The organism is Pseudomonas migulae, assembly GCF_024169315.1.
Lineage (GTDB): Bacteria > Pseudomonadota > Gammaproteobacteria > Pseudomonadales > Pseudomonadaceae > Aquipseudomonas > Aquipseudomonas migulae_B.
In genome coordinates this window covers 632,112-654,074 of record NZ_JALJWR010000001.1, presented here as the reverse complement: position 1 = coordinate 654,074, position 21,963 = coordinate 632,112, and the positions used below count along the sequence as shown (strand labels likewise).

Annotated in this window: 20 protein-coding genes and 2 pseudogenes; 10 read left to right on the top strand and 12 right to left on the bottom strand. The window is 52.7% G+C overall.

The genetic code is table 11. The annotated features are described in order from the left end of the window. Nucleotides 1–369 precede the first annotated feature (369 nt). The 3 genes and pseudogenes from J2Y86_RS30315 to J2Y86_RS02960 all read left to right on the top strand — a co-directional run. A pseudogene (locus J2Y86_RS30315) lies at nucleotides 370–565 on the top strand (hypothetical protein); the annotation flags it as partial. Nucleotides 566–911: 346 nt separating this feature from the next. Further along, complete coding sequence (locus J2Y86_RS02965; protein ID WP_253428005.1) at nucleotides 912–2,219, top strand: OprD family porin; 1,308 nt, start codon at nucleotides 912–914, stop codon at nucleotides 2,217–2,219. Nucleotides 2,220–2,501: 282 nt separating this feature from the next. Further along, complete coding sequence (locus tag J2Y86_RS02960) at nucleotides 2,502–3,299, top strand: CmcJ/NvfI family oxidoreductase (RefSeq protein ID WP_253428003.1); 798 nt, start codon at nucleotides 2,502–2,504, stop codon at nucleotides 3,297–3,299. 141 nt (nucleotides 3,300–3,440) lie between these two features. Here the strand turns inward: J2Y86_RS02960 and J2Y86_RS02955 are convergent, their stop codons facing one another. The 5 genes and pseudogenes from J2Y86_RS02955 to J2Y86_RS02935 form a co-directional block, all read right to left on the bottom strand. After that, nucleotides 3,441–4,541 (bottom strand): low temperature requirement protein A, encoded by a 1,101-nt coding sequence (locus tag J2Y86_RS02955; protein ID WP_253428001.1) that lies wholly within the window; start codon nucleotides 4,539–4,541, stop codon nucleotides 3,441–3,443. Between the two features lie 26 nt (nucleotides 4,542–4,567). Continuing rightward, a complete protein-coding gene (locus tag J2Y86_RS02950; RefSeq protein WP_253427999.1) occupies nucleotides 4,568–4,762 on the bottom strand; it encodes a hypothetical protein in 195 nt (64 codons plus the stop codon). Nucleotides 4,763–4,965: 203 nt separating this feature from the next. After that, nucleotides 4,966–5,493, bottom strand: coding sequence for a DsbA family protein (locus J2Y86_RS02945; protein WP_253427997.1), 528 nt, complete (start codon nucleotides 5,491–5,493; stop codon nucleotides 4,966–4,968). Nucleotides 5,494–5,510: 17 nt separating this feature from the next. After that, the gene (locus J2Y86_RS02940) at nucleotides 5,511–6,047 is read right to left on the bottom strand and encodes a redoxin domain-containing protein (protein WP_253427995.1); all 537 of its coding nucleotides are present in this window, start codon (nucleotides 6,045–6,047) and stop codon (nucleotides 5,511–5,513) included. A 36-nt stretch (nucleotides 6,048–6,083) separates the two neighbouring features. Next, nucleotides 6,084–6,389 (bottom strand): annotated as a pseudogene (locus J2Y86_RS02935) (TolC family protein); the annotation flags it as partial. Between the two features lie 427 nt (nucleotides 6,390–6,816). Here J2Y86_RS02935 and J2Y86_RS02925 point away from each other — a divergent pair. From J2Y86_RS02925 to J2Y86_RS02915, 3 genes are all read left to right on the top strand, one after another. Next, nucleotides 6,817–9,582, top strand: a complete 2,766-nt coding sequence (locus J2Y86_RS02925; RefSeq protein WP_437180676.1) for an AAA family ATPase — start codon at nucleotides 6,817–6,819, stop codon at nucleotides 9,580–9,582. Between the two features lie 192 nt (nucleotides 9,583–9,774). After that, nucleotides 9,775–10,209 (top strand): phosphate-starvation-inducible PsiE family protein, encoded by a 435-nt coding sequence (locus J2Y86_RS02920; protein WP_210624629.1) that lies wholly within the window; start codon nucleotides 9,775–9,777, stop codon nucleotides 10,207–10,209. 16 nt (nucleotides 10,210–10,225) lie between these two features. After that, nucleotides 10,226–10,369, top strand: a complete 144-nt coding sequence (locus tag J2Y86_RS02915) for a hypothetical protein (RefSeq protein WP_253427991.1) — start codon at nucleotides 10,226–10,228, stop codon at nucleotides 10,367–10,369. Between the two features lie 16 nt (nucleotides 10,370–10,385). Here the strand turns inward: J2Y86_RS02915 and J2Y86_RS02910 are convergent, their stop codons facing one another. Further along, a complete protein-coding gene (locus J2Y86_RS02910; protein WP_253427989.1) occupies nucleotides 10,386–10,901 on the bottom strand; it encodes a hypothetical protein in 516 nt (171 codons plus the stop codon). A gap of 447 nt (nucleotides 10,902–11,348) precedes the next feature. Here J2Y86_RS02910 and J2Y86_RS02905 point away from each other — a divergent pair, with 447 nt between their 5' ends. From J2Y86_RS02905 to J2Y86_RS02895, 3 genes are all read left to right on the top strand, one after another. Further along, nucleotides 11,349–11,912: a hypothetical protein gene (locus J2Y86_RS02905; RefSeq protein ID WP_253427987.1), complete on the top strand. Its 564-nt coding sequence runs from the start codon at nucleotides 11,349–11,351 to the stop codon at nucleotides 11,910–11,912. Between the two features lie 18 nt (nucleotides 11,913–11,930). Beyond that, nucleotides 11,931–12,785 carry a hypothetical protein gene (locus J2Y86_RS02900; RefSeq protein WP_253427985.1) on the top strand — a complete coding sequence of 285 codons (855 nt, stop codon included), beginning with the start codon at nucleotides 11,931–11,933 and terminating at the stop codon, nucleotides 12,783–12,785. A 76-nt stretch (nucleotides 12,786–12,861) separates the two neighbouring features. Beyond that, complete coding sequence (locus tag J2Y86_RS02895) at nucleotides 12,862–15,174, top strand: AAA family ATPase (protein WP_253427983.1); 2,313 nt, start codon at nucleotides 12,862–12,864, stop codon at nucleotides 15,172–15,174. Between the two features lie 156 nt (nucleotides 15,175–15,330). On the opposite strand, the gene J2Y86_RS02890 is transcribed toward J2Y86_RS02895, so the two are convergent. Beyond that, nucleotides 15,331–15,531, bottom strand: a complete 201-nt coding sequence (locus J2Y86_RS02890) for a hypothetical protein (protein WP_253427981.1) — start codon at nucleotides 15,529–15,531, stop codon at nucleotides 15,331–15,333. 106 nt (nucleotides 15,532–15,637) lie between these two features. Next, nucleotides 15,638–15,919, bottom strand: coding sequence for a helix-turn-helix domain-containing protein (locus tag J2Y86_RS02885; RefSeq protein WP_253427979.1), 282 nt, complete (start codon nucleotides 15,917–15,919; stop codon nucleotides 15,638–15,640). 85 nt (nucleotides 15,920–16,004) lie between these two features. Here J2Y86_RS02885 and J2Y86_RS02880 point away from each other — a divergent pair, with 85 nt between their 5' ends. After that, nucleotides 16,005–16,454 carry a hypothetical protein gene (locus J2Y86_RS02880; protein WP_253427977.1) on the top strand — a complete coding sequence of 150 codons (450 nt, stop codon included), beginning with the start codon at nucleotides 16,005–16,007 and terminating at the stop codon, nucleotides 16,452–16,454. Between the two features lie 508 nt (nucleotides 16,455–16,962). On the opposite strand, the gene J2Y86_RS02875 is transcribed toward J2Y86_RS02880, so the two are convergent. From J2Y86_RS02875 to J2Y86_RS02860, 4 genes are read right to left on the bottom strand one after another with little or no spacing between them, the layout of a single operon-like run. Beyond that, nucleotides 16,963–18,033, bottom strand: a complete 1,071-nt coding sequence (locus tag J2Y86_RS02875) for a hypothetical protein (protein ID WP_253427975.1) — start codon at nucleotides 18,031–18,033, stop codon at nucleotides 16,963–16,965. Next, nucleotides 18,030–19,055 (bottom strand): hypothetical protein, encoded by a 1,026-nt coding sequence (locus tag J2Y86_RS02870; RefSeq protein ID WP_253427973.1) that lies wholly within the window; start codon nucleotides 19,053–19,055, stop codon nucleotides 18,030–18,032. The genes J2Y86_RS02875 and J2Y86_RS02870 overlap by 4 nt, the downstream gene beginning before the upstream one ends. Further along, nucleotides 19,042–20,562 (bottom strand): tyrosine-type recombinase/integrase, encoded by a 1,521-nt coding sequence (locus J2Y86_RS02865; protein WP_253427971.1) that lies wholly within the window; start codon nucleotides 20,560–20,562, stop codon nucleotides 19,042–19,044. Before J2Y86_RS02865 ends, J2Y86_RS02870 begins: the two co-directional genes overlap by 14 nt. Nucleotides 20,563–20,573: 11 nt before the next feature. After that, nucleotides 20,574–21,827, bottom strand: a complete 1,254-nt coding sequence (locus tag J2Y86_RS02860; RefSeq protein ID WP_253427969.1) for a tyrosine-type recombinase/integrase — start codon at nucleotides 21,825–21,827, stop codon at nucleotides 20,574–20,576. Nucleotides 21,828–21,963: the final 136 nt, after the last annotated feature.

Genomic DNA, 21,963 nt, shown 5'->3' with positions numbered 1-21,963 from the left:
GCGCCCCTGTTTCCAGAGGCGCTGCGGCATCGGTCGCTTGGGAACGACAGGTGGGGTAGTGGGTGCAATCTTTGCCCGTAGCGCCGTACATGCTGGTCGGGTCGACCGGAGTGAGGGGCCAGTTGCAGGCAGTACTCGCGGGCAGTTCCGGATTGGCGATGAGCGGACGGTCAAAATAAATCAGGTCTCTTCAGCCCGATACATCGCCTGAGCAAAAGCAGGGGATCATCCAACAAGCGTAGGCGGCTTTGCGCGGAACCGCCATGTCCGTCGTCCGTCTCGGTACCAGTCGCAAATGGCTACACCGCAGTCTGGGCCTTGGGCGTCGTGATCGGCGCGCCTCGGGTTGCTATTTTTGCTGCATGCTGGAGCGATGGTCACATCGAGCAGCCGGTGCAACTGATCCAGCAGGCTGAGTGGCTATGTACAAAGCCAAGCAGCAAGGGCGCAACATCTTTTCAGTGTGCGCTGGGAGCATCCGGATAAAGGATTATCTCACCCGGTATTTGTACCCGCGGCAGAGGACAGTCGTCAGGTCAGCCCGCTGAGCCTTTGGGTACTCGACCGGCAATTGTGTCCGGCCCCAGTCCTGAAATTCAGACGATAAGATAAATTTTCAGACCCCAACGCAGAACTCCATCTCCCCAGGCAAGGCACTCTCTGCGCCTTTCTCACACACTCGGCACTAATGCTATCGCGCTGCATAACAACAAGAGCCGCGAAAAAATGAGTAGCGCTGAGACTCCGCTTCGAGGCATGACTTCAATGCAATAACAAACCGCTCAGGCCGCTAGCTTATTTATCTAAATATACCTGAACACTATCTACCGTTCCTTCGTGTGCATTGCGTTGGCCTGGAAGATTTTGCGTTGCTTCTATTACTTCAAAATAACAAATGGAGCGCCATATAAATGAGTGGAAAAACAATAACTGCAAGTTCGGTGTTTCTTAGTATCACCCTGAGTGTCCAGGCGCATGCTGACTTCCTGAGTGATAGCAAAGCCACCTTGGGAATGAGAAACTTCTACTTCAATAACGACAACCGCGATGGCGTTGCCGCCCCTACCAAAACCGAAGAATGGGCGCAGGGTTTCATGCTGGACTTCAAATCGGGCTATACCGACGGCATGGTTGGCTTTGGTGTCGATGGCCTGGGGTTGCTGGGGGTTAACCTGGACAGCGGCAAAGGACGGCATGTCGGCAGCAGCATGATGCCTTCTGACAGTGACAACCGTGCGGTCGACGAGTGGAGCAGGCTGGGGCTGACCGGAAAAGTCAAAATGTCGAAAACTGAACTTCGCTACGGCACCTTGATTCCGAAACTCCCAATTCTGGTCGCCAACGATGGGCGCGTGCTTCCGCAAACCTTCGAGGGCGTTCAAATCACCTCAAGCGAGCTCAATCGCCTGACCTTGACTGGAGGTCGGATTGAACATGCAACAGGACGTGGTTCGAGCGATCAGACGGGGCTGGCCGTTACTGGTGGTACGCGTGAAAGCAATCAGTTTGACTTCGCCGGGGGCGATTGGAAAGTCACCAAGGATCTGACAGCTCAGTACTACTACGCCGGCCTCGATAACTACTATACGCAGCATTTTTTGGGATTGATTCACACCCTTGCCATCTCGGACAATCAGTCCCTCAAAACCGACCTGCGCTACTTCAAAACTGACTCGTCAGGTGCAAATAGCTCCGGTACGTCAGGCTACAGAATGAGTGGCTACACCAAAAACGGTGATGGAGAAATCGATAACCGTACCTGGAGTGCCGCGTTGATTTACACACTGGGTGGCCACGCGATTACTGCGGGGTACCAAAGTGTGTCGGATGGCAGCAACTTCACTCAACTCAGTCAGGGTAGCCTGCCAGACAAGGGCGCCGGTGGAGCAAGCCTGTATCTGTATACAGACCGCTTTATCCAAACTTTCACCCGCGCAGGCGAGCGAACAGCTTTCGGCCAGTATGCTTACGACTTCGCCGCTCTGGGCGTCCCTGGCCTAAAAGGCTCGGTCATGTACCTCTCTGGCGATAACATTAAAACGACGTCAGGCGCCAACCAAAAGGAATGGGAAAGAGACATTAGCCTGGACTACGTCCTTCAGTCGGGAGCGCTAAAAGGCGTCGGGTTCGGCTGGCGTAACGGCAAGTCCAACAGCGAAGCATCTCGTAACGTCGATCAGAATCGTATTTTTGTCACCTATAGCATTCCGCTTCTCTAGATAGCGGTGCGGGAAGTTTAGGGATATCGGATGCTCATGATCGGCGCAGACCCGCAGTGCGACACGCCAGTCATGGTCAAGCTGGTCGTCGATGCCGAGGTTAGAGAGGTCCTTTTCTATCGGTCGTGTGCCGTGCACCTCGGGCTGCATTTGATAGTGTCCGTTCGAAGGCATACGATCGAGATTGAAGGTGTCTACATGCAAGTTACAGCGCCGCCACGGTGACACTACGCCGGATGCGCTCAGCAGACCGGGAGGTGTTACTTGAAGTGCACAACTGATATGCCCGCTAACGTCATCACAAAACTCACCTACCTGGTCAAGCACGATGCGAAGCCCTATGTGCATACCGAGGCTCTGACCGGTAACAGTGAACCACACTACTTTGCTGAGCAGGAGGAGCGCGAGGTCACGATACACAACGGTCGTCCGTTGGCAGACAGCCTTTCTCTGGACAAGCAGGGGTTTGAACTCCATCGGCGGGATACGGTGGTCGACGATCTCTACGACGATACCTCAGTGGAAAGCGTCTACTATGACGAGGTCAAGGCCTTGATCAAGGAGTTGACGGGCGCGAGCCGGGTCGTCATCTTCGACCACACCAGGCGCAGCGACGCCGAGCGGCGGGATATTCGCGGGCCAGCCAGCCGTGTGCATAATGACTACACCGACCGCTCGGGGCCTGAACGTATTCGCGACGTGCTGGGCCAGGATCAGGCCGCCGCACGGGTCTCGGTGGCCCAGATTAACCTCTGGCGCCCGATGAGCGGCCCCGTCAAGCGCTCACCGCTGGCGGTGCTGGACGCCTCGACGCTCAACCCCAATGACCTGCTGGCCACCGATTTGGTCTATCCGGATCGTATCGGTGAGATCTACCACCTGGCCTACAATCCGCAACAGCGCTGGTACTATTTTCCGGACATGCGCCGTGACGAAGTCTTGCTGATCAAGGGGTATGACTCACGTCACGACGACCGTGCCCGCTTCACGCCCCATACCGCCTTCAAGGACCCCAATACGCCGCCGGGAGCCCCGCCGCGCGAGAGTATCGAAGTTCGCACCCTGGCCTTCTTTGATTAGGTTTTTGCCGCTTGGCGCGGGCCTCCCGCAGCGCTGTGTTTGCCCCCGTGCTTTCCAGGCGAACACCCGCTTTGGTTGGTAGGGATGTATGGATGTGCGCGGATAGCTGATCCACCCGTGATATGGCCCAACTTTAAAGATTCAACGATACCTGAAGTTTAGTAAAACATAACAGATCATGGTTGCTGTCAGGCCGACCAATATGTACTCGACGCGGGGTAGGAATATAACCAAACCACCTAGAGAAAACACGATCAAGGTGTTTTGTAGTATGTATTTCCTTATTTTAGGTACCGCTATGAAGTAGCCATATTGCTTGCCTAAGAAAAATAAGGCCATGCCGATGATTGACGTAATCTGGAAATCGCGCATCGCAATGTCATTCAGGATCGCATGCCTGATCAAATTTGCGAGAAGTGCTAGCCCCATAAATAGAAAAAGGTGCGAGTAGATTAAGGAGTGTCCACTCATACTACTTTCATTTTTGCTCAACAAGTAAAAGCTATCAAAATATATCCACCAGATACTGCAAATCATGATAAATCCGGTGATTGCCGCCATCACATTATAACGATCCCATTGAATGTCAGATAACCCTCCAGAAAGGCTAATTACCGACTCGCCCAATAAGATGAGGGTGAGTAAACCTAGTCGTTCAACCAAGTGTTCTGTATGTGCGGGCAATGGCTTTAGCTTACCCCAAGAAAATAAAGGGAGCAGAATATCAAGAAAAATCCCAATGTAAGCGACAAGGTAACGCATAGGTGGGTCAAAAAGAATGGATGAAAGACTAACAGCTGCGCTAACTAACAGGGCGAAGCCAAGCCTGGAGGAGAATTCACTACGATGATCGAATTTATTTATGGACGAAATGTACATAATACTGATGATGGCACGTATACCAAAATAGCAGGTAATAACAAGCGCATAGTTTACTTCCAATTCTTCCCCAATCCGTGCAGACAGCACAATGAGCAGCAACATTAAAAATAAAGTTGCCAAGCGGTGAAGGTTACTGTCTGTATCAAACCTATTTGAGTAAATCGTGTGGCTGGACCAGATCCACCATAATGGAACAAAAAGCAGTAAAAATGTCCATAATTGCTCCTGTTCAAAATGGCCGTGATGAAGATGTCCGAGAGTATGCGTAACCTTGCCAATTGCAACAACAAAAATCAGGTCAAAAAACAACTCTAACCATGTGGCGTGTCGATTCTTTTCATAATACTTCAAAGATTTCATTCGCTGCTGGCTCCGTGTGCACCTCTTTAATCCACCACCACGTCTGTTAGTACGGTCAATACAGAATCCAGCGTGCCATCGGGCCGATAGCAACATTGCGCACGGGCGGACCTTAGCGGGCAACTGGGCTGCTGTTCCGCCAACCATTCATTCAGCGCCTCGACCAGGACATGGGCCTCGACTATGGAATCTTCCGAACTGTCAAAAATTAACATCGCCATTTTTTATGTCCTCGGTTCGCTGGGCTGATATTTTCGTGCCGCTGCTTTATGAGCGATGCTTGTCGCTGGCAGCACCGTGGATTCTTCAATCTCCCGTATTGAAATATCATCGAATGCAAACCTGGTGCGCTGCGCAATGGGGCACGTTCGCCCTCGGCTACGGTGTGGGTGATGCCAAGCGATTTCACTATCTAGCGATTTCGTCAACTCATTAACGAAAGCTCAATCATCTGACTCATCTCGGTGAACTCTGGAGCCCCGTCATAGCGAATCCCGTCAATGTAAAACGCTGGGGTGCCATTCACGCCGCTCCGTACGCCGCCATTAAAATCGGATTTTATTTTGGGTACGTAGGTACCGTCTTGCATGGCAAGATAGAGTTCTTCGTCGGGGAGGCCATGTTTTAGAGCGATGGCCCGAAACAGCGGCAGGCCTAATCGATCCTGATTTTCATACAATTCGTCGTGAGCCTCCCAGAAGAATCCTCGACTCCCGGCAAACTCAGCGGTGACAGCTGCAGCCATCGCATGCGGGTGAGCAGTGGTCAGTGGAAAATTACGGAACACGAACAGCAAATCATCGCGAAAATGCTGTTGCAGATTCTTGACTATCCAATACGCTTCAGCGCAATAGGGACATTGATAGTCGCCAAATTCCACCAGTGTGACCTTGGCATGCGCACTTCCCTGGCGATGGTCGCTGGCACTTACCGGGACTTTGAGAGTGGCCATGGGATCACCTGTTAATTTTAGGTTGGCGTGCTTTGTGATGAATTCGCCAGAGCATCCAGCGCATCCAGAATGCCGTCCGCCCCCGGATTGATTGCCATCGGGGAGACGTAGCTCCAGGCGACCACCCCCTCCTTGTCAATCACGAACAGCGCCCGCTTACAAACCCCCAGGTGGGACTCGTAGGCTCCATACTGCCGCGCCACAGCCCCTTTGGGCTCGAAATCGGCCAGCAGGCTGAAGTGAAAATTTCGATCTTTGGCAAAGGCCTGATGACACCAGGCGCTGTCAACTGAGATACCCAGTAGCGTCGCACCGTATTCTCTGAATGTGGGTAGCAACTGGTTGTACAAAGTCAGTTGGTCGCCACAAACCGAAGTCCAGTCTGCGGGATAAAACGCCAGTATCACGGGATTTCCCTTTAGCTCGCGTAGCGACAACTGCTGATCAGGGGTTGCGTACAGAGTGAAGTCGGGCGCGACAGTGCCGGCCGGCAGCGGCCCCTGAACCAGGTCGCCATTCGTTTCTTTCGCATCATCCAATTCTGAAGTGTGCATGGCTTGAGCCCTTATAGATGGGCGGTTGGGGTCTGCTCAGCGGGATACGACTTGCCCGGGGGGATAACTCCATCCACCGCCAAGTGATTTACAAATGGCGACGATGCCTCGATACACCTCGTTTGAGGCCTGAGCCTGAGTGTCTTCGGTTGCGAGACGTTCACTATCCGCATCAAGAAGCACGAGGAGATCCGCCGTGCCTTCGCGGTATTGGATTGAGGCCAGGTTGGCAGCGGAAAGGCTGGATTCGCTCTGACGCACCATTGACTATAGTCGTTGTTGGCGCTTGCCGTAATCGCTGAACGCGTTCTACGTTTCCTCCAATGCCGGCAAGACCTCGCGCGCTCGTTCTTTTGCTGTCATTTTCGGCGGCTTTTTATCCGATGGTTTTGGTGCGAACCGCAATCATGTCCTTGCTGATCGATTCGCCCCTGCGAATTCCGACATCGAAGCGTTGCTCGATCACGCTGGTGATTCCATAGCCTCATTTGCTGATGAGTAGGTGGTTTACGACTGGCGGTATTTTTTTGCACAAATTTATCAGACGTCGTTCGTCGGTATCCTGGGTCGCCCATAGCGTGTTTTGATGAGATCCGACTATCGTTATTGGATGGCGTCGTCAGCCGAGACTGCCATTCCCTCCAACGTAATCGTCTTCCTGAGCAATCTCAGCGTATTGCGGATCTCATGCCCCTGTTGCTTGAGCATCGTTTACGGGGCCGTAGACCCATCTGAATGAGTCCGTGTTATCCATCTTTGGAGACAACTCATCATGGCTACTCTCTGTGAAATATGTAATGCGAGACCCGCTGTAGCGCGAGTGACCGTATCGCAAAATGGCCAAGCCAGGACAATGTCCATTTGCGACCACGATTACCGTCAACTCTTACGCCATCAAAGCATGTTGAATCCATTCGACTCTCTGCTGGGCGGGGGTGTGTCCCGCTTTTTCGACAGCATGGGCGGAGCAAAGGATCAAGCGGGTGATGACTTCAGGCTCTCTGCGCAAGTGCCTCGAGAATCTGTCGATGCAACCGATGCATTCAGTTCCCAGACGCTGGAAATCCTGCAACGCGCGGGTGAGAAAGCCCATGAACTCAACCGTAGCGAGCTCGATACTGAGCATTTGTTGTATGTGCTTGCGGATACCGATGTGGGTACGGCGTTGCTTAAGGAGCTGAAGCTTTCTCCGGACGAGATCAAAGGCTACATCGATCAACATGCTCAGAGGGGCACAGCGGAGGCCCAGGCCCCGGTGGACCAGATGAGCATTTCGCCACGGTTAAAGAAAGTTTTCAATTTTGCGTTCCAGGCATCTCGTGATTTAGGACATTCGTACGTTGGCCCAGAGCATTTGTTGATAGGGCTTGCCTCCGTACCAGAAAGTATCGCCGGGACATTGCTCAAAAAATACGGCGTAACGCCTGAAGCCTTGCGGCAGAAGGTGGTAAAGGTGGTGGGTAAGGGGGCTGAGGATGGGCGAGTCGACACCCCGACGGGAACACCGACACTCGACAAGTTCGGTCGCGACCTGACGTCACTGGCTCGTGAGGGCAAACTGGATCCCGTACTGGGGCGCGCGCAGGAAATCGAAAATACCATCGAGGTGCTGGCGCGGCGCAGAAAGAACAATCCGGTTCTTATCGGCGAACCTGGCGTCGGTAAAACAGCCATCGTTGAAGGGCTTGCACAACGAATAGTAAAAGGCGATGTCCCTGAGATTCTGCGTGGCAGGCGGCTTGTTGAAATCAATCTGAACTCAATGGTTGCGGGCTCTAAATATCGTGGTGAATTCGAGGAGCGAGCCAAGCAACTACTTGATGAAGTCGCCGCAAAAAGCTCGGAGCTTATTCTGTTCATTGACGAGTTGCACACGATCGTTGGCGCGGGGCAGGGTGGTGAGGAGGGCGGCCTGGATATTGCCAACGTACTGAAACCCGCATTGGCACGCGGGGAGCTTAGTTTGATCGGTGCGACGACACTCAATGAGTATCAAAAGCACATCGAAAAAGACGCAGCGCTTGAACGACGTTTTCAGCCTGTGCTGATATCCGAGCCCACCGTCGAACAGACCATCATTATCTTGCGTGGGCTGCGCGATAAGCTTGAGGCTCATCACCAGGTCACATTCGCCGATGAAGCATTTGTGGCGGCAGCTGAGCTGTCGGATCGTTACATCACCTCGCGCTATCTACCGGATAAAGCCATTGACCTGATCGATCAGGCCGCGGCCCGTGTTCGAATCAGTTCCTCCTCAAGGCCGGCTGGCATCCAGGAGCTGGAAGCCGAAATCACGCAACTTAAACGTGAACAGGACTATGCATCTTCCCGTAAACGTTTTGATGAATCCAAAGGCTTCGAAGAACGCATTGGTCAAAAACAAGCGCAACTGGGAGAGGAAACAGAAGCCTGGCAGCGCAAGACAGGTTCCGAAACCCTTGAGGTGACCCTGGAATCAATTGCCGAGGTGCTGTCCCGTCTCACCGGTATTCCTGTGACCGAGCTTACGCAGGAAGAGCGTCAAAAACTGTTGAATATGGAAGACACGTTGCGTGAGCGGCTGGTTGGACAGGAAGACGCTGTTCTCGCGGTCAGCGATGCCGTTCGTTTGTCTCGAGCCGGCCTTGGTCAGGCGAACAGACCTATTGCCACGTTTCTCTTTCTTGGCCCTACGGGCGTTGGCAAAACTGAACTTGCCAAAGCGTTGGCGGAAACGGTGTTTGGTGACGAGCAATCGATCATTCGTATTGATATGTCGGAGTACATGGAGCGGCATGCGGTTGCTCGTTTGATCGGCGCGCCACCCGGTTATGTGGGATATGACGAAGGCGGTCAGTTGACAGAGCGTGTCCGCCGCAAGCCCTACAGTGTGATTCTGCTCGACGAGATCGAAAAGGCGCATCCCGATGTGAGCAACGTATTGCTGCAGGTATTCGACGATGGGCGTCTCACGGACGGCAAGGGACGTGTCGTGGACTTCAGCAACACGATCATCATTGCCACCAGCAACTTGGGCTCTCCCGTGATCATGGAGAATCTTGAGCGCCCCGAAGATGAACGCCTTACGGATAAAGCGTTACGTGATGAATTAATGGGCGTCCTGAAAGGGCATTTTCGTCCCGAATTCCTGAACCGTATTGATGACATCATCGTGTTCCATGCCCTTACCCGTGACAACATCCGATCGATTGTGAGCATTCAGCTTGATCGGGTCATTCGAACTGCAGCGGCACAGAACATCACCGTGAAAATTGATGGTTCACTCATCGATCATCTGGCGGATGTTGGTTATCAGCCTGAGTTTGGCGCGCGCGAGTTGAAACGTCAGATTCGCCAGGCCGTCGAAACGCGGCTTGCGAAGGAAATGCTCGCTGGCAAGCTGCAAGCCTGCGACAGTGTTGAGTTGGGTTACGACACGGAACGTAGGGAAGTGGTCTTCAATAAAGTGGAGGTGGATGCGCCAAAGACCTCCGGAAAGAGTAGTCCGCCAGACCAGCCAGATGATCTGGCACCTACTGCGGAGACCGGGACTTAGCCCCAGCACACTCACGTAACCTGGGAGCAGGCCTGTTGATCACGACGTGCAGTGGTGTACTGAATCCTCAAATGCCTGGACGAGCCCGGCGGACTGAAGACGCAAGTGTGGAGGGTTATCGTGTCAAAGCCTGATTCTGAAAGGCGTGAGCGCAACTCGACGCTGAAAAATTTCAGACTTCAGTGGACGCTGATGAATGCTTACGAACGTTTCGAACAATTGGTTGTTATAGCGCTCAGTCTCATTATCGCGTCTGTGATTTTGATGGCGCTACTGCAGCTCTGTCGCAGGGTTGTGCCGTTGGTGATCGGTGGTGCGATTGACCCTCTAGATCACGATGTTTTCCAGGCCCTCTTTGGCTCAATCTTCACCGTGCTGATAGCCCTGGAGTTTAAGCATTCGATTGTGCGCCCGGCCCTACGACGCAACAGCATCGTTCAGGTTCGCACAGTGCTGTTGATCGCCTTGCTGGCGCTCAGCCGGAAGTTCGTTATTCTCGATTCTGCCGCTACGCCTGCGCTCACCATTGCCGCACTAGGATTTGCCACCTTGGTGCTCGGCATCGTCTGCTGGCTCTTACGGGAGCGTGATAAGGATGACTTACGAGAGTGTGATAAGGATGAATAGCTACGAGGGCTTCGCAATGCCAACAATTTTCCACCGAGAGAACATCAAGGCCAGCGGGGTGATCAACTTTGCTTCGCTAGCCGGGGTCGTCGGCATGCCGGGCTATGTGCTGTTTCTCGCCAGCAAGGATGGGCAATTTTTGACGGGGTATAGCCTCTAGAGGCAGACAGGCAGACCTACGCGCGTGTCACCGCTAATGACTGTGCCAGATCGAAAGCAATACGGGCACGCCAAAACCCGGCGCCCTGGTTGTCGGCCTGTATCAACGCTTGATTCAGCAGTTCATTCACATAGTTGCGTGATGACGGTGTAGCGTCTTTGAGCAGCAGTTGTCCCTTGACTCTCAGCAGTTCCGGTAGAAACCATCGTTCATCACGTGACGAGGCAATACGTATGGTTTCATCGATCGTCTCCAGGGCCTGCTGGTTCAAGCCCAGCATCGCCATCCCTTGCACACCTTCGCAACGCAGCAGGCTATAAAACGGACTGGCGCCTTGCTGGTCCATTTCGCTCATTGTTTCACTCAGCCGGCGCAAACCCACCTCTGGTTCATCCTGGCGAATCAGAAGAATGCTTTCGAAGCATCGGGTGAGTTGGCGCCAGATCGGCAAGTCATGCAGTGCGATGCTTTTTTGCATTGTGGCGAGATGACTATGAACCTTGGGTAAGTCGCCCGCGATCAGCGCCAACACTCACAGTTCTGTTCCCAGTTGTTGAATGTTTGGAGATACGACGGCGAGGAACTTGTCCCTTGAGCGTCGTGCGATCCAGACCGCTATTGTCCAGCTGACTTTGTGTCGACGCGCTCAGGGCGTGGTGAAATGCCGCCCGGGCTGGTAGTTCTCCAGTTGGGTGCGACGCCTCAAACTTCGAATGCTATGAACGGCGGCGCTGAAGGGCGTGATAGCTACCGCTGATATTGAGGATCACCCGGTACCAGGTCGAAACTGTTACGAGTTCTGGGAGGCGTGCCTGTCGCCCAGCCTGTGCGGTACGTTTGCCACATCACAGCGTTACTCTGCGGAGCCGGTGCCGAAGGCTGCGCTGGCACCGTCATTCGCAGCACATAGGCTGCGCCGGGGGTTGCTCTAAGCGGTGAGGCAGGAGACAGTAACGCATCATTGGATCTCGAGCTTTTTATGGACGAATTGGCCAGCTTCAACACTACGTTAAACCACCGGCATTATGGCGAGGGGGCTTATGAACATAGAAAGCAGCGCTCGTCCCTCACTGATCTAAAGATCATCACTTACGGCGCAGCGACTGGTTTGCAATCACTGTTCCGGTATGTAGACCAAGAATATCTAAAGCGCGCCGCAGGCTCACCTGCCAAGATCCTGCTCGGTCTGGCTGGGGTAGCTGAGCTGGATGACACGCAAGCAGGGGTAATGACCGAGACGGTCATGGCAATCGCTCGCCAACTGCCGACGTCAGACCTCTATCTCCATGCTGCGTGCCACATCAAATTATTGAGCCACGATGGCATCGCCTATCTGGGGTCGCAAAACCTTTCCAACGGTGCCGAGCCGTATTTCGAGGGCGCAAACTCGTCGAAAAAATACTTCAACCGTTTCCACGAGGTCATCCTTAAGGTTGAAGACACGGATTTGGCGTGGGTCAATACCTTGTTGTGCAAGGTGCTCGCTGATCATCAACTTTGCGTCCGAATTACCTCGGAGCATCAAGACCGAACACTGGCGTAAGAGCTTATCAAGCGGTTTGTGCACAACGCAAAACTTGCACGGATCATTGAAAACATCACGACGGGCAGCCTACTGGAAGCATTTCTCCAGCAAAAACCTTCACTCATGGCGGTCGAGTTCAATGAGACGTCTGCCGCTGAGACTTGCAAACTAGTGGCTGCTATCGTGCAGGAGCGGGCCCCTAAGCTACGCTTGGACGAATTGAAGGAACTGCTGCTGCCTGAAACAGATTTTTCCTGGTTCAAACAGGCAAATCCGCTCGCGGAACTAAAACGCATCATCTCAAGGCTGGGAGAGGATTTTCCTGGCAAAGTCGCCTTGCAACGTAAACTGGACGATGAGCAGCCCTTAGTGCTACCCGACGGCAGCGACGAGTGCCTCATTGAAGGTATTCGGAAAGTCGCACGCAGCCATGACCTAGAGTCATTGGACGAGTTCGTGCAAAAACAACGAAATAACATAATTCATTCCATTATCCAGTCACCGGATTATTCGCAACACTACATGTTTGGCGCGATCGACAATGACGGTAACGTAAATGAAGAATTACTGAATAATCGCTTCTCGGACAGCGACGTTGAGTGGGATGAAGACGAGGAGGGCAACCTCCACCGTCATGAGCGCGATGCCATGTCTTTGGATGAAAAACTAGACCAGATTGATATCACTTCGCTGCGTGTAGACTTGGACGCAGTGTTCAGTAAGGAAATCAATAAGCTTTGGGCTGATGAGGTGCTGAAACTGTCGAGCGCTCTATCGATAGAGCTACAGACGCTATACCAACGAGAGTTGGATAACCGTGATTTTATGGCATTCGTCAATCAGGTGCGGGCAGGTCAGTCCGGCAAATGGTCCGATCGATGGAGTAGCTAAGCGGCCTGCCAGCCAATGATGCTATAGCCATCTTGGACGCTGAAAATAGGGACAGTCATAGGGGAATCGGATTCGCATGCTCGAGAAAATCGTCTGTATCGATAACGTCGGTGTTATCAAAAAAGGGATCACTAAGCCCATAGATTTGGAAAAAGTCAGCCTTATTTACGCCGATAACGCCCGTGGAAAGTCGACACTGTCATCGATCCTGCTGGCGTGTTCTACCTTCGACGCTCAGGATCTGATCGACCGCAAAACAATTGGCGCACTGACCTCACAGAAAGTCCATTTCCGATTCCGTACCGGGGGCGGATCACCTCCCTTCAGCACTGAATTCGATGGTGCCTCCTGGAAGGGGCAGCAACCGAACCTTCACGTGTTCAACCAGGCTTTCGTAGATCGCAATGTATACGCAACTGCTGGTGTTCTTCCTGAGCAACGGGAGGCGCTACTCAATCTGGCCCTTGGCGACGCGGCTGTAGCCCAACGGACGAAATTCGACACCGAGTCCGCGACAGTGCGGGACTGTACTGCGAAAGTCGCCGCCGCCGAGGGGGCATTGCAGGGGTACAGAGGTAATTTCTCGGTCAGCCAATTTACCAAGCTCAAGCCAATTAAAGATGTCGACGCCCAGATTGTTGAGACCGACAGGCAACTGAACGAAGCTCGGGCATCCCAACAGATAATGAGCCGTCCAGCATTCAAGATGGTGGATATACCAGCGTTTAATTTTGAAGGTCTGCCCAGCCTTCTGGAAGGCTCCTTCGAGAGTATTTCAGTCAACGCAGAACAAACAGCAAAAGCCCATTTTACCAAACACAAGGGGCCAGCAACCGAGCGGTGGGTTGCCGAGGGGCTCCAGCACCTTCCAGAAGATGAATGTCCGTTTTGCGGCCAGGAAACGAATGAGCTGAGTTTGCTCAAGGCTTACAAATTGTACTTCGACGGCTCCTACTCCGAATACCAGCGCCGCATTGCCGCGCTTCGTCAGACTGTGCTGCAGAGGTTGGGTGATAAGAAGCTTGGAGGGTGGAGTGCTGCCAACGAATATAATCAGGGCCTTCGAAGCGTGTGGGCCGAAAGCCTAGGAATCGCCGATATTCCTGTTCTCGACAATGTGGCTGCTTGGCAAGTGCTCGGCGAGGTTGAGGCAGACTTGCTTGCAATTGTCAGTCAAAAGGAAGGCGATCCGCTAACTGCACTCGATTCCGCGCCGTTCCTGAAAGTGGTAGAGCGTTTGAATGAACTTGCCCAGATTGCAACTGACTTCAACCAGCAAATAGTCAAGCTCAATGATGAGATTGCTGAATATAAGGCGAAGCTGGCTAAACCCGATATTTCGGGACTTGAGGCATCTCGATCCTCGCTCATGCTCGGCAGGACAAGGTTTGATACTCCGGTTGTAGCTCTTGTTGCAGAGCTGGCCACTGCAAAGACGAAGCTGAAATCCGCAGAGGCCGCAAGAGATACTTCTCGTACTGAGCTAGACAGGTTGATGGGGCAAACGCTGAAGGATTTTCAAATATCCATTAACAATTGGCTTCGTAAATTCGCGGCCCCTTTCGAGATCCAGGCATTGGCCCCCACCTATAGAGGTGGGGGCTTGCGCTCTGAATATGCGCTGAAGGTGAGAGGCGCCACTGTCATCGTTGGCCCCGGCGTAGGAGGGGACTTGTCGTTCCATTCGGCTTTGAGCGAAGGGGACAAAAGGACGTTGGCGTTTGCTTTCTTCCTTGCCCGACTGTTCGCCGACGCCAATCGATCCGGTGCTACGGTAGTACTTGACGACGTTTTTACCAGCTTGGATAAGCATCGCCGTCATAACACGGTTGAAGCAGTGCTACAGATGGTCAACCAATGCTCACAGGTCATCGCTTTGGGCCACGATGCGCACTTTCTACGTGAGGTCAAACGGCGTGTAGCGCGTAAAAAGCTTGGAAAGATAGGAGAGCTTTCCCTTCATCGGGATGCGGATGATTACAGTCGACTGGATGATTTCGATCTAGATGACTATTGCTCCTCGGAATACTACAAGCATTACCAACTCGTTGAGCGATTCATCGATGGAGATACTACCGTCAGCTTGCTCGAAGTGGCCAAAGCCTTGCGTTTACTGGTTGAGGGGCACCTGCATCGATGTTTTCCAAAAAAGTTCGCTGAAGGGCAGACGGTGGGCGACATGCTGGGCCAGGTCAAAGGGGCGGTCGCCCCAAATCCCCTGGCACTGTTGCATCCTCTTCATGCTGAGTTGGTCAGCTTTAACGAGTTCGCTGCGGCATTTCACCATGACACCTCTGGGGGCTATACCAGAGTGGAGATCAATGCTGCGGAGCTACTGCCATTTGCCAAGGGCGCGTTGGGGTTTATCCAGATGAGAAAATTCAGCTAAGTGGAGTTTCTGAGGTTCTCTTCAGCGGCCGGCCCAAGAATCTGTTCCTTACTCGGGCCACCGTAACAGGGCCTCTACTTGGCCATTGGCTTTCAACGGCTGTAACCCCATCTGGGGTTGGGACAAGCGACCATATGCGTGCCTCGATCCCATCGCCTATCGGGCGAACTCTGGTGGGGGAATGCGTTGACGGCGCGATGCAGCAGGTTTTTTCATGGCTTCTTTCAAACGCTGAGCAGGCGCTTCTAACTCAGACGGCGACGCAAGGCTAACAGCAAGCATTAACGCATCACGGCGTTTCTGCTTGCCTTCCAAAATCTCAGAGAGGCTATTTTCCGGCTGAACTGGGTGCTCCATCGTTGCTGACCTCGATCTTCGGATCAAATTGGATGCTAGCACAAGCCTTACAATCCACAGTCTTCCGTTGATCCCCTTTGCTTATGAAACTTGATCCATAAGATGTTCATTGCATCTCGCTTGGCAGTTCCGTTCGAATTAGGGAAAACAGTTCGTCGAGGGTGATCGGATTGTCCTGAATCAGATAACAGCCTACGAGTATGGTCAGCGGATGAACGCCCATTACAGTTGCCAGATCATCTACCTTCTCGATCGTAGGGCTCTTCAGACCGCGCTCTAGGGTGCTGAGATAGGTACGACTACTGACGTCAGAGAAATCTTCCTGGGAAAGCTTCCTCTCCGATCGCAGCTTTTTCAGGGCCGCGCCAAATGCCTGTTTCAGTTCCATATTGCCGACCTCGCAAAAGGAACGATGAAGCCTTTTTGAGCTCTATAGGGCTACAATCTATAGTGTTCACTTTTGGAATGGCGCTATGTTCATCACTCACAAACCAGCAGAGATTTTCCTCGACGCGTACTTGGGTGATGAGTCTACCCAGTACTGGCAGTACGTTGAGCAGACCACTCATTGCCCCTGGTTTTACGTCAGAGTAGGTCGACAACAAAGCAGTGAAGCATTGACTTGCATGGTTATGCTTCCCAGCATTTCAGCGCTTGAGCAGTTACTTAATGAACAAGGATCAGACATCTGGCTGTTGGATATCCAGTTGGTTTCACCGGCTTATCTCAACCGAAGTGATGGGTGGAAGATGGAGAGGCTGTTAGAGGTGCGCGAAATGGTGGATGACCTCAGTGAGGAGGCGGCCTACGTGTATAGTCTGGAGGGAGGGCATATCTACACTGAGGCCTTGGGGTCCAGCACATCCGATTTGCAAAATCCTCGTATCATTTTTTCGGCTACACCGGCATCTCGGCGAGCATGAGACCAACACGCTCGAAAGGTTAACTGCATCTTCGACGCGCTAGCGGTTAGGCAATCTTGCCTGCCCGCTGCGTCAGTTGGCGGCTTTGGCAACCTTTCTGCCACTTACCGCTTTCGCAATGGAGTCAGTATGTTTTCGACATCCAATCCTTTCAGCAGGCAGTTGTGCGCAATTGCCGACAGTGCTTCATAGAGCTGGTCTCGCTGCTTTATCAAGTCGGCATTCTCCGCCTGCAGATTAGCAATACGTTCTTCGAGGCTTCTTCGGCGGCGGGCACCGTCTGGATCTCTCCCACTCTCCTTGAGTTGTACGATACGGGCGGACTCGATTCGCCTCCCACGGTCCCCCACTAAGGTAGCTCGGCTAGTCAGGCCCAATCGACGCTGCACTTCGGGGCGTGAAATAGGCGCGTTCTCTAGTCCTAAGCTAATCATTTGGGCGAGGAGGGCGTCGATCGCCTCATCCAAGGTCCCGCCTCTCAAGGTCTGTCGATGAGCCATGGTCACCTCTAATCATCTGAAACAGAGCTGTGCCGTTTGTCCGTGTCCGCAATCGTCATTGGATGCCCCTTCGGAAATACGCGTTGCACACCTACATTGGTATCGCGTGCGAGGACGGATTTTAAATTGTTGAGCTTGTCTTCCTGGTCCATCAGCCATACATCGCTACCTGCCTCTCCGGCGCCGGCATCGCGCATGATGGTGATTGCCGTGGTCAAATTCTCGGCTTGTTTCTCAAGGTTGGCCCGCTCCGATGGAGTGCCCATCAGATGGAGATGCGAGCAGCCATTCCAGCACTGAAGATGCTTAGGGCAGGGCGCTTGGGAGAAATCGTGAATGCAACCTCCGAAGGGTGTTACGTGTAGCGCCGTGGCGTGTACGGTGAGGAATGCTTCTGCAGTTGTCGTGCCTTTATCTGACAGCAACGCATGGTAACTGTCGGTTAACGCGCCCTGAATGCGTTTATCTCTTATGCCTGTATGCAGAAAATCGATGCGCTCGTGATGGCTATTGAACGCCAAGAACTCGTGATGCGCAGCAGTGTTTTCCTCAATGCTTGTGTGTTGGTAGTAGACATTCTGGTCGAGGCGTTTTCGCCCTAAGGCCAATGCTTGCTGAACATCACTCATACCGGTCAGATGGTAGATAGTGTTTCGCCAATGTCGAGGTTGGTGACTGGTTAACCGAATCGGATTTCCATCGGGCTCAACGAATGATCGGCGGGAGAAGATTGATGGATATGCTGGGTCAGCACCAAGCGCCCGATTGATATCCTCCAGAGTAACTCGGCGCGGAACTGCGCGAAAAACATTCGCCTCACGGCCGCCGCAGCGAAATTGACCGTCGAAGGCAATGGCCAATGTTTCGCTAGTCCTAAGTATCACTTTTTGCCCAAGGCTTTCAGCTGCTGCTAAGGCCACATGATTCCTGAGTTTTGGCACAATGAGTGATTCAATCTCTCCGGCAGAATAACAGCAATATTCTTCATCACCTTCATCCGACCAACCCACGGGATGCACTCCGTTGCGATCCAAGTAAAGTCCCAGGTTTCTGAAGTTGAGAAAGCCTAACCACTTCATGACTTCATTTTCTGGCAAAATTGTATTTGGCAAGTGCTCCCAAATACGACCTGGATTTTTTCTTGCCACAGCGCTATCTGGCGTTGGTCGATAGTTAAGGCTTTTAACCGTTCAACAGCGCGCCTCGCCAATGGAATGTCAGTTTCAGCGAGCCAATGAACACGGGATTGAAATTGCTTTTCCGCAAAGTACCTAATTCCGCATTCGACCAGAGGTTTACCGTTGGCATCTACAACGGCTTCTCCTGTGCTCCCTTTGATCGGCCTCTCGACCCAACAATCATAGGGGATGACTGCTACTTCGTTACCTCGTTGTCCAGTCGCAATCAATAAATCGATCACGCGCAGCAAAATTTCTTCGCCGTCGCTGAGCGGGTTATTCGAACATAGGGCATATGCTTCCATCGCCTCACGAGAGGGCAATCTACGATCTGATTTACGCTGTTTTACCGCACGATCAGGATCGTGCAATGAGATGTACTCGTTGCGGCTACTTTCTGGTTTTACATCATGTACAAAGTGGATGGCGGTCTCGGTTAATTGCAGTTTATCGATCGTATCCGCTATCACCTGAAGATGAGAGATCGCGTCGTAAAGGTTCTTGTAGCCACTTTCGCGAAGAAATCCTACGACGCGGTCAAAATCCCCCCGCGTCAACTGTGTAGGGTCGGATACGCGTCGTTCAAACAACGGATTATAAAGCCGGCGTATTGCAATATTGTAGGCCGCGACCATCGAAAACTTCAGGCTCCGGGTGCGTTGCAGATATACGATTAATGCCTTGCAAAAATCCTGAAAATCCAACGGGAGGGCAGCTTTAGGAGGAACAGAATAGCCATTCTTTTCAAGCGATTGTCGGTGAGTTTCAAAGGTTATGGACTGTTGCTTCACGCGTTGAGGCAACCAGCGCTCGACCGACCATAGCGTTGACCCCCACGACGTTGTAATTGGCAATGTATGAAATATCGCTTGTTCCTGGTTAATGAAGCTTTTGAGACTTTGCCTTGCCTTAGAGGGCGTCATCTGCGGCGTCCTCCGTGTGCTGCCGGCAGCGCTCGATCGTAGCGCTTACCGCCAGGATGGTCGTCTGATGCTGGGCGAGGGGCCGGTTGTGAATGAGGTCACCGACTTGTTCTGCCATATCAATGAACCGTTGCGCTTCCCGTTGCAACGCCTCTTTCACTTGCTCATGGCGACCGTCAGCAAAGGGGTGAAATTTCTTGCAGGTGTAGCAGGCGAAGACGGGATTGTAGGGGCAGTGCGTGTGAACCGGCAGTGCACAGGCACCAATCTCTCCTATGTACTGCGTATCGATGACGCCGCGTATGGCCCTTTCCGGCACAGTATCGCGGCGTTGGACGATTTCGCCAGTTAATAAGCTGCGCATGATGCGTTGATAGGCCGGGCTCTTTCCCAGTGCTTTCTCTTTGATCCGGGCAATGTTGGGGGTTGCCGTTACGTAGGCACGCGCAGCAACAGTGCTATTGTGGCCGAGCAGTTCGGCAATCATGTCTGCTGGCGTTCCTTGGTCCGCCAGACCTTGGCCGAGGTGATGACGCAGCAGCATCGTTACCTGGTTTGGTTTATCTATTCCTGCTTCACGGAGCTCCTGTTTAAGGCACGCAATTATTTCGGACACCGAGAGGCGCCTTCCTTTGAGGTTTACAAATAATGGTTTACAGCCCCTGCCAAAGCGTCGTTGAACTATAGAAATATGCTCTGAAATTTTTTCACCCAGTCTCGTGGTTAGTTTACGAGGTCGTCGTTCAGGTCTGCGTTGACCGACCTTTTTGGCCATGGGTAGCCAGAGGGTGTAGTACTTCTCAAAATCAGCGCTTTCAATGAACTCAAAATCTTCAATGTCGAGCGAGTGAAGTTGGATCGAGCGAGGGCCCAACTCGAAACATAAGTTAAGCATTATGTTTAGCTGGAATTCATTCCAGTTTTGCACTTGAATATCACGCTCAATTCGCTTGAGTAATCGAACCTCTTCATCAAGGTCTAATCCGGACTGCGAGAGAAAAATTCGCGCATGCGGGTCAACTCGATCTGATTTCACATCCTTGATTTTTAAGTAGGTGATTGGATCGAAGCCATTGATTCCTCTATCCATTGCCCATCGGTAAAGCCTTCGAAATCCTATAAGTACTGCCCTCGTTTTTTTGAGTTCCTCGAGAGCAGTGACCAGCTGATGGGTGTCCCAAGGAAGTCCGGTCGCGAGATTTGTACTAGATAAAAAGCGTAGGGTATCTGCGAACATTACCGCGGTTCGAGGAGCATATTTCTCAAGTGCATAGGCCATAAAACCTTTGCCTATTTCTATTAGCTCCGAATTCAATTGGAGTGCAGCCCAATCGATTTTCATCGCGAGTCCACCGTCGTACCACGTCCACACCGGCAGCCGGGTATCGACGTATCGTGGCTGGTCAGTGGTGCGAGTTCGAATCGCAACCTGAGCCGGGCCCTCGAACGCGTAGGTCGGAAAAGAGGAGGAGGGTGAAGCGTGTTCTTGATCGGCTGATTTGGTCACGGCGAACCTCCTTAACTGTCAAGTCGGCTCCAGGCTGCCGAAGCACGCTGGGCGTTGTGGAGGTTAGCCGACTCGGCTAGATAACGACTTGCATAACGGCGTGGCATCGTCGAAGTGTCGGACCAACCGCAGACTCGCCGGAGTTCGTCTGTGGCCCGCTCGAGGTCATACCCACGCTTCTCGACAAGGTAAGCCAAAAACCGATCGGCAAAGGTGTGGCGAAAGTCATGCGCGGAAAGTGTAGGCAACAACCCCGGATGAGCCAGTTCAATGGTCAGAAACAGCCGATCAAGGACGTTAGACAACGCGCGGATCGACAGCGGGCGACCTCGGTCAGAGATGAACAAATAGTGGTACAGCAATTTCATTGGTTTGCCATTACGCAGGGGGCGTCGCTCGCCCTGGATATAACGCTCGTAGACCTCATACAACTGCGCCGAGATACCTACTGTCCGTCCGTGTGTTTTCAGCGCAGGCTCTTCAGCGCGCGGGTCGCCGGGATCATGTTCGCGGTCATTGATGCTGACATAGGCATGCTGAGAACCCTCATTGACATCGGTGGTGTAGAGCTTGAGAAGCTCCCCTCGGCGCATACCGGTCTCCAGTAGTAATTCAATCATTAGCCAATTGCGCAGCTGCAGCCTTTCCGGGAACGGATTCTCCGTAGCGCCGGGGCGAATCAATGTGCGAATGATCTGGAGTTGCGTATCCGTCAGGCTGCGGTAACGAGCGCGGTCCTGCCGAACGTTGGTGATATGGCTCTCAAAGCGCCGCTCAATGACGTCGGCGACATCTGCAAATACAACCTCGATGTTAGCCAGGGTGGTTGAATTTTGACGAGCGCGCGGGATGTATCGGGTGACACACCAGGACAGGTATAGCTTCAGCAAACGCAGGTACTGGTCACGAGTACGCGGATCGATATACGGAAAAGGTGCAGTTTCAGCTTTGCCGATTCGGGCGACCAGGTTGTCGGCTTGACGGCCGCTTTGGAGCCAAATGGCGTAACCGTCCAGTAAAGCCAAAATCGATTCGAATTGGCAGGCCAAGATGGCGTCATCAATATTGAGGTCACGGCTTTTAGCATAGATATAGAAAGCCTGGATCGCGCGCAGATGTGCCGCCGCCGTATTGTAAGCCCGGTGCCTGAGTCTGAGTTGGACGTAGATGAACGGAACGAGTATGGGCAACGGCTCCGCGTTACCAGCGTTCACGAGCAGCGGAACACGCTGACCTGAAGAGAAACGGCATTGAATCAGCTTCATCGGCAGCCACCACATTGAATGACTCGCCATGAACACGAAGGACATGGCCCGTTGAGAGAGTGGACGTCAGAAACGGATTTGTCGAATCAGCGGCTTAGACAGCTCATGAACATCTATGACATGACCTGTCGTTTAA

What these genes read in the sequence shown, in the direction of transcription:
- J2Y86_RS02965 (WP_253428005.1), top strand. Translation starts at nt 912, where the DNA reads ATGAGTGGAAAAACAATAACTGCAAGTTCGGTGTTTCTTAGTATCACC.
- J2Y86_RS02960 (WP_253428003.1), top strand. Translation starts at nt 2,502, where the DNA reads ATGCCCGCTAACGTCATCACAAAACTCACCTACCTGGTCAAGCACGAT.
- J2Y86_RS02955 (WP_253428001.1), bottom strand. Translation starts at nt 4,541, where the DNA reads ATGAAATCTTTGAAGTATTATGAAAAGAATCGACACGCCACATGGTTA.
- J2Y86_RS02950 (WP_253427999.1), bottom strand. Translation starts at nt 4,762, where the DNA reads ATGGCGATGTTAATTTTTGACAGTTCGGAAGATTCCATAGTCGAGGCC.
- J2Y86_RS02945 (WP_253427997.1), bottom strand. Translation starts at nt 5,493, where the DNA reads ATGGCCACTCTCAAAGTCCCGGTAAGTGCCAGCGACCATCGCCAGGGA.
- J2Y86_RS02940 (WP_253427995.1), bottom strand. Translation starts at nt 6,047, where the DNA reads ATGCACACTTCAGAATTGGATGATGCGAAAGAAACGAATGGCGACCTG.
- J2Y86_RS02920 (WP_210624629.1), top strand. Translation starts at nt 9,775, where the DNA reads ATGAATGCTTACGAACGTTTCGAACAATTGGTTGTTATAGCGCTCAGT.
- J2Y86_RS02915 (WP_253427991.1), top strand. Translation starts at nt 10,226, where the DNA reads ATGCCAACAATTTTCCACCGAGAGAACATCAAGGCCAGCGGGGTGATC.
- J2Y86_RS02905 (WP_253427987.1), top strand. Translation starts at nt 11,349, where the DNA reads ATGGACGAATTGGCCAGCTTCAACACTACGTTAAACCACCGGCATTAT.
- J2Y86_RS02895 (WP_253427983.1), top strand. Translation starts at nt 12,862, where the DNA reads ATGCTCGAGAAAATCGTCTGTATCGATAACGTCGGTGTTATCAAAAAA.
- J2Y86_RS02890 (WP_253427981.1), bottom strand. Translation starts at nt 15,531, where the DNA reads ATGGAGCACCCAGTTCAGCCGGAAAATAGCCTCTCTGAGATTTTGGAA.
- J2Y86_RS02885 (WP_253427979.1), bottom strand. Translation starts at nt 15,919, where the DNA reads ATGGAACTGAAACAGGCATTTGGCGCGGCCCTGAAAAAGCTGCGATCG.
- J2Y86_RS02880 (WP_253427977.1), top strand. Translation starts at nt 16,005, where the DNA reads ATGTTCATCACTCACAAACCAGCAGAGATTTTCCTCGACGCGTACTTG.
- J2Y86_RS02875 (WP_253427975.1), bottom strand. Translation starts at nt 18,033, where the DNA reads ATGAAGTGGTTAGGCTTTCTCAACTTCAGAAACCTGGGACTTTACTTG.
- J2Y86_RS02870 (WP_253427973.1), bottom strand. Translation starts at nt 19,055, where the DNA reads ATGACGCCCTCTAAGGCAAGGCAAAGTCTCAAAAGCTTCATTAACCAG.
- J2Y86_RS02860 (WP_253427969.1), bottom strand. Translation starts at nt 21,827, where the DNA reads ATGAAGCTGATTCAATGCCGTTTCTCTTCAGGTCAGCGTGTTCCGCTG.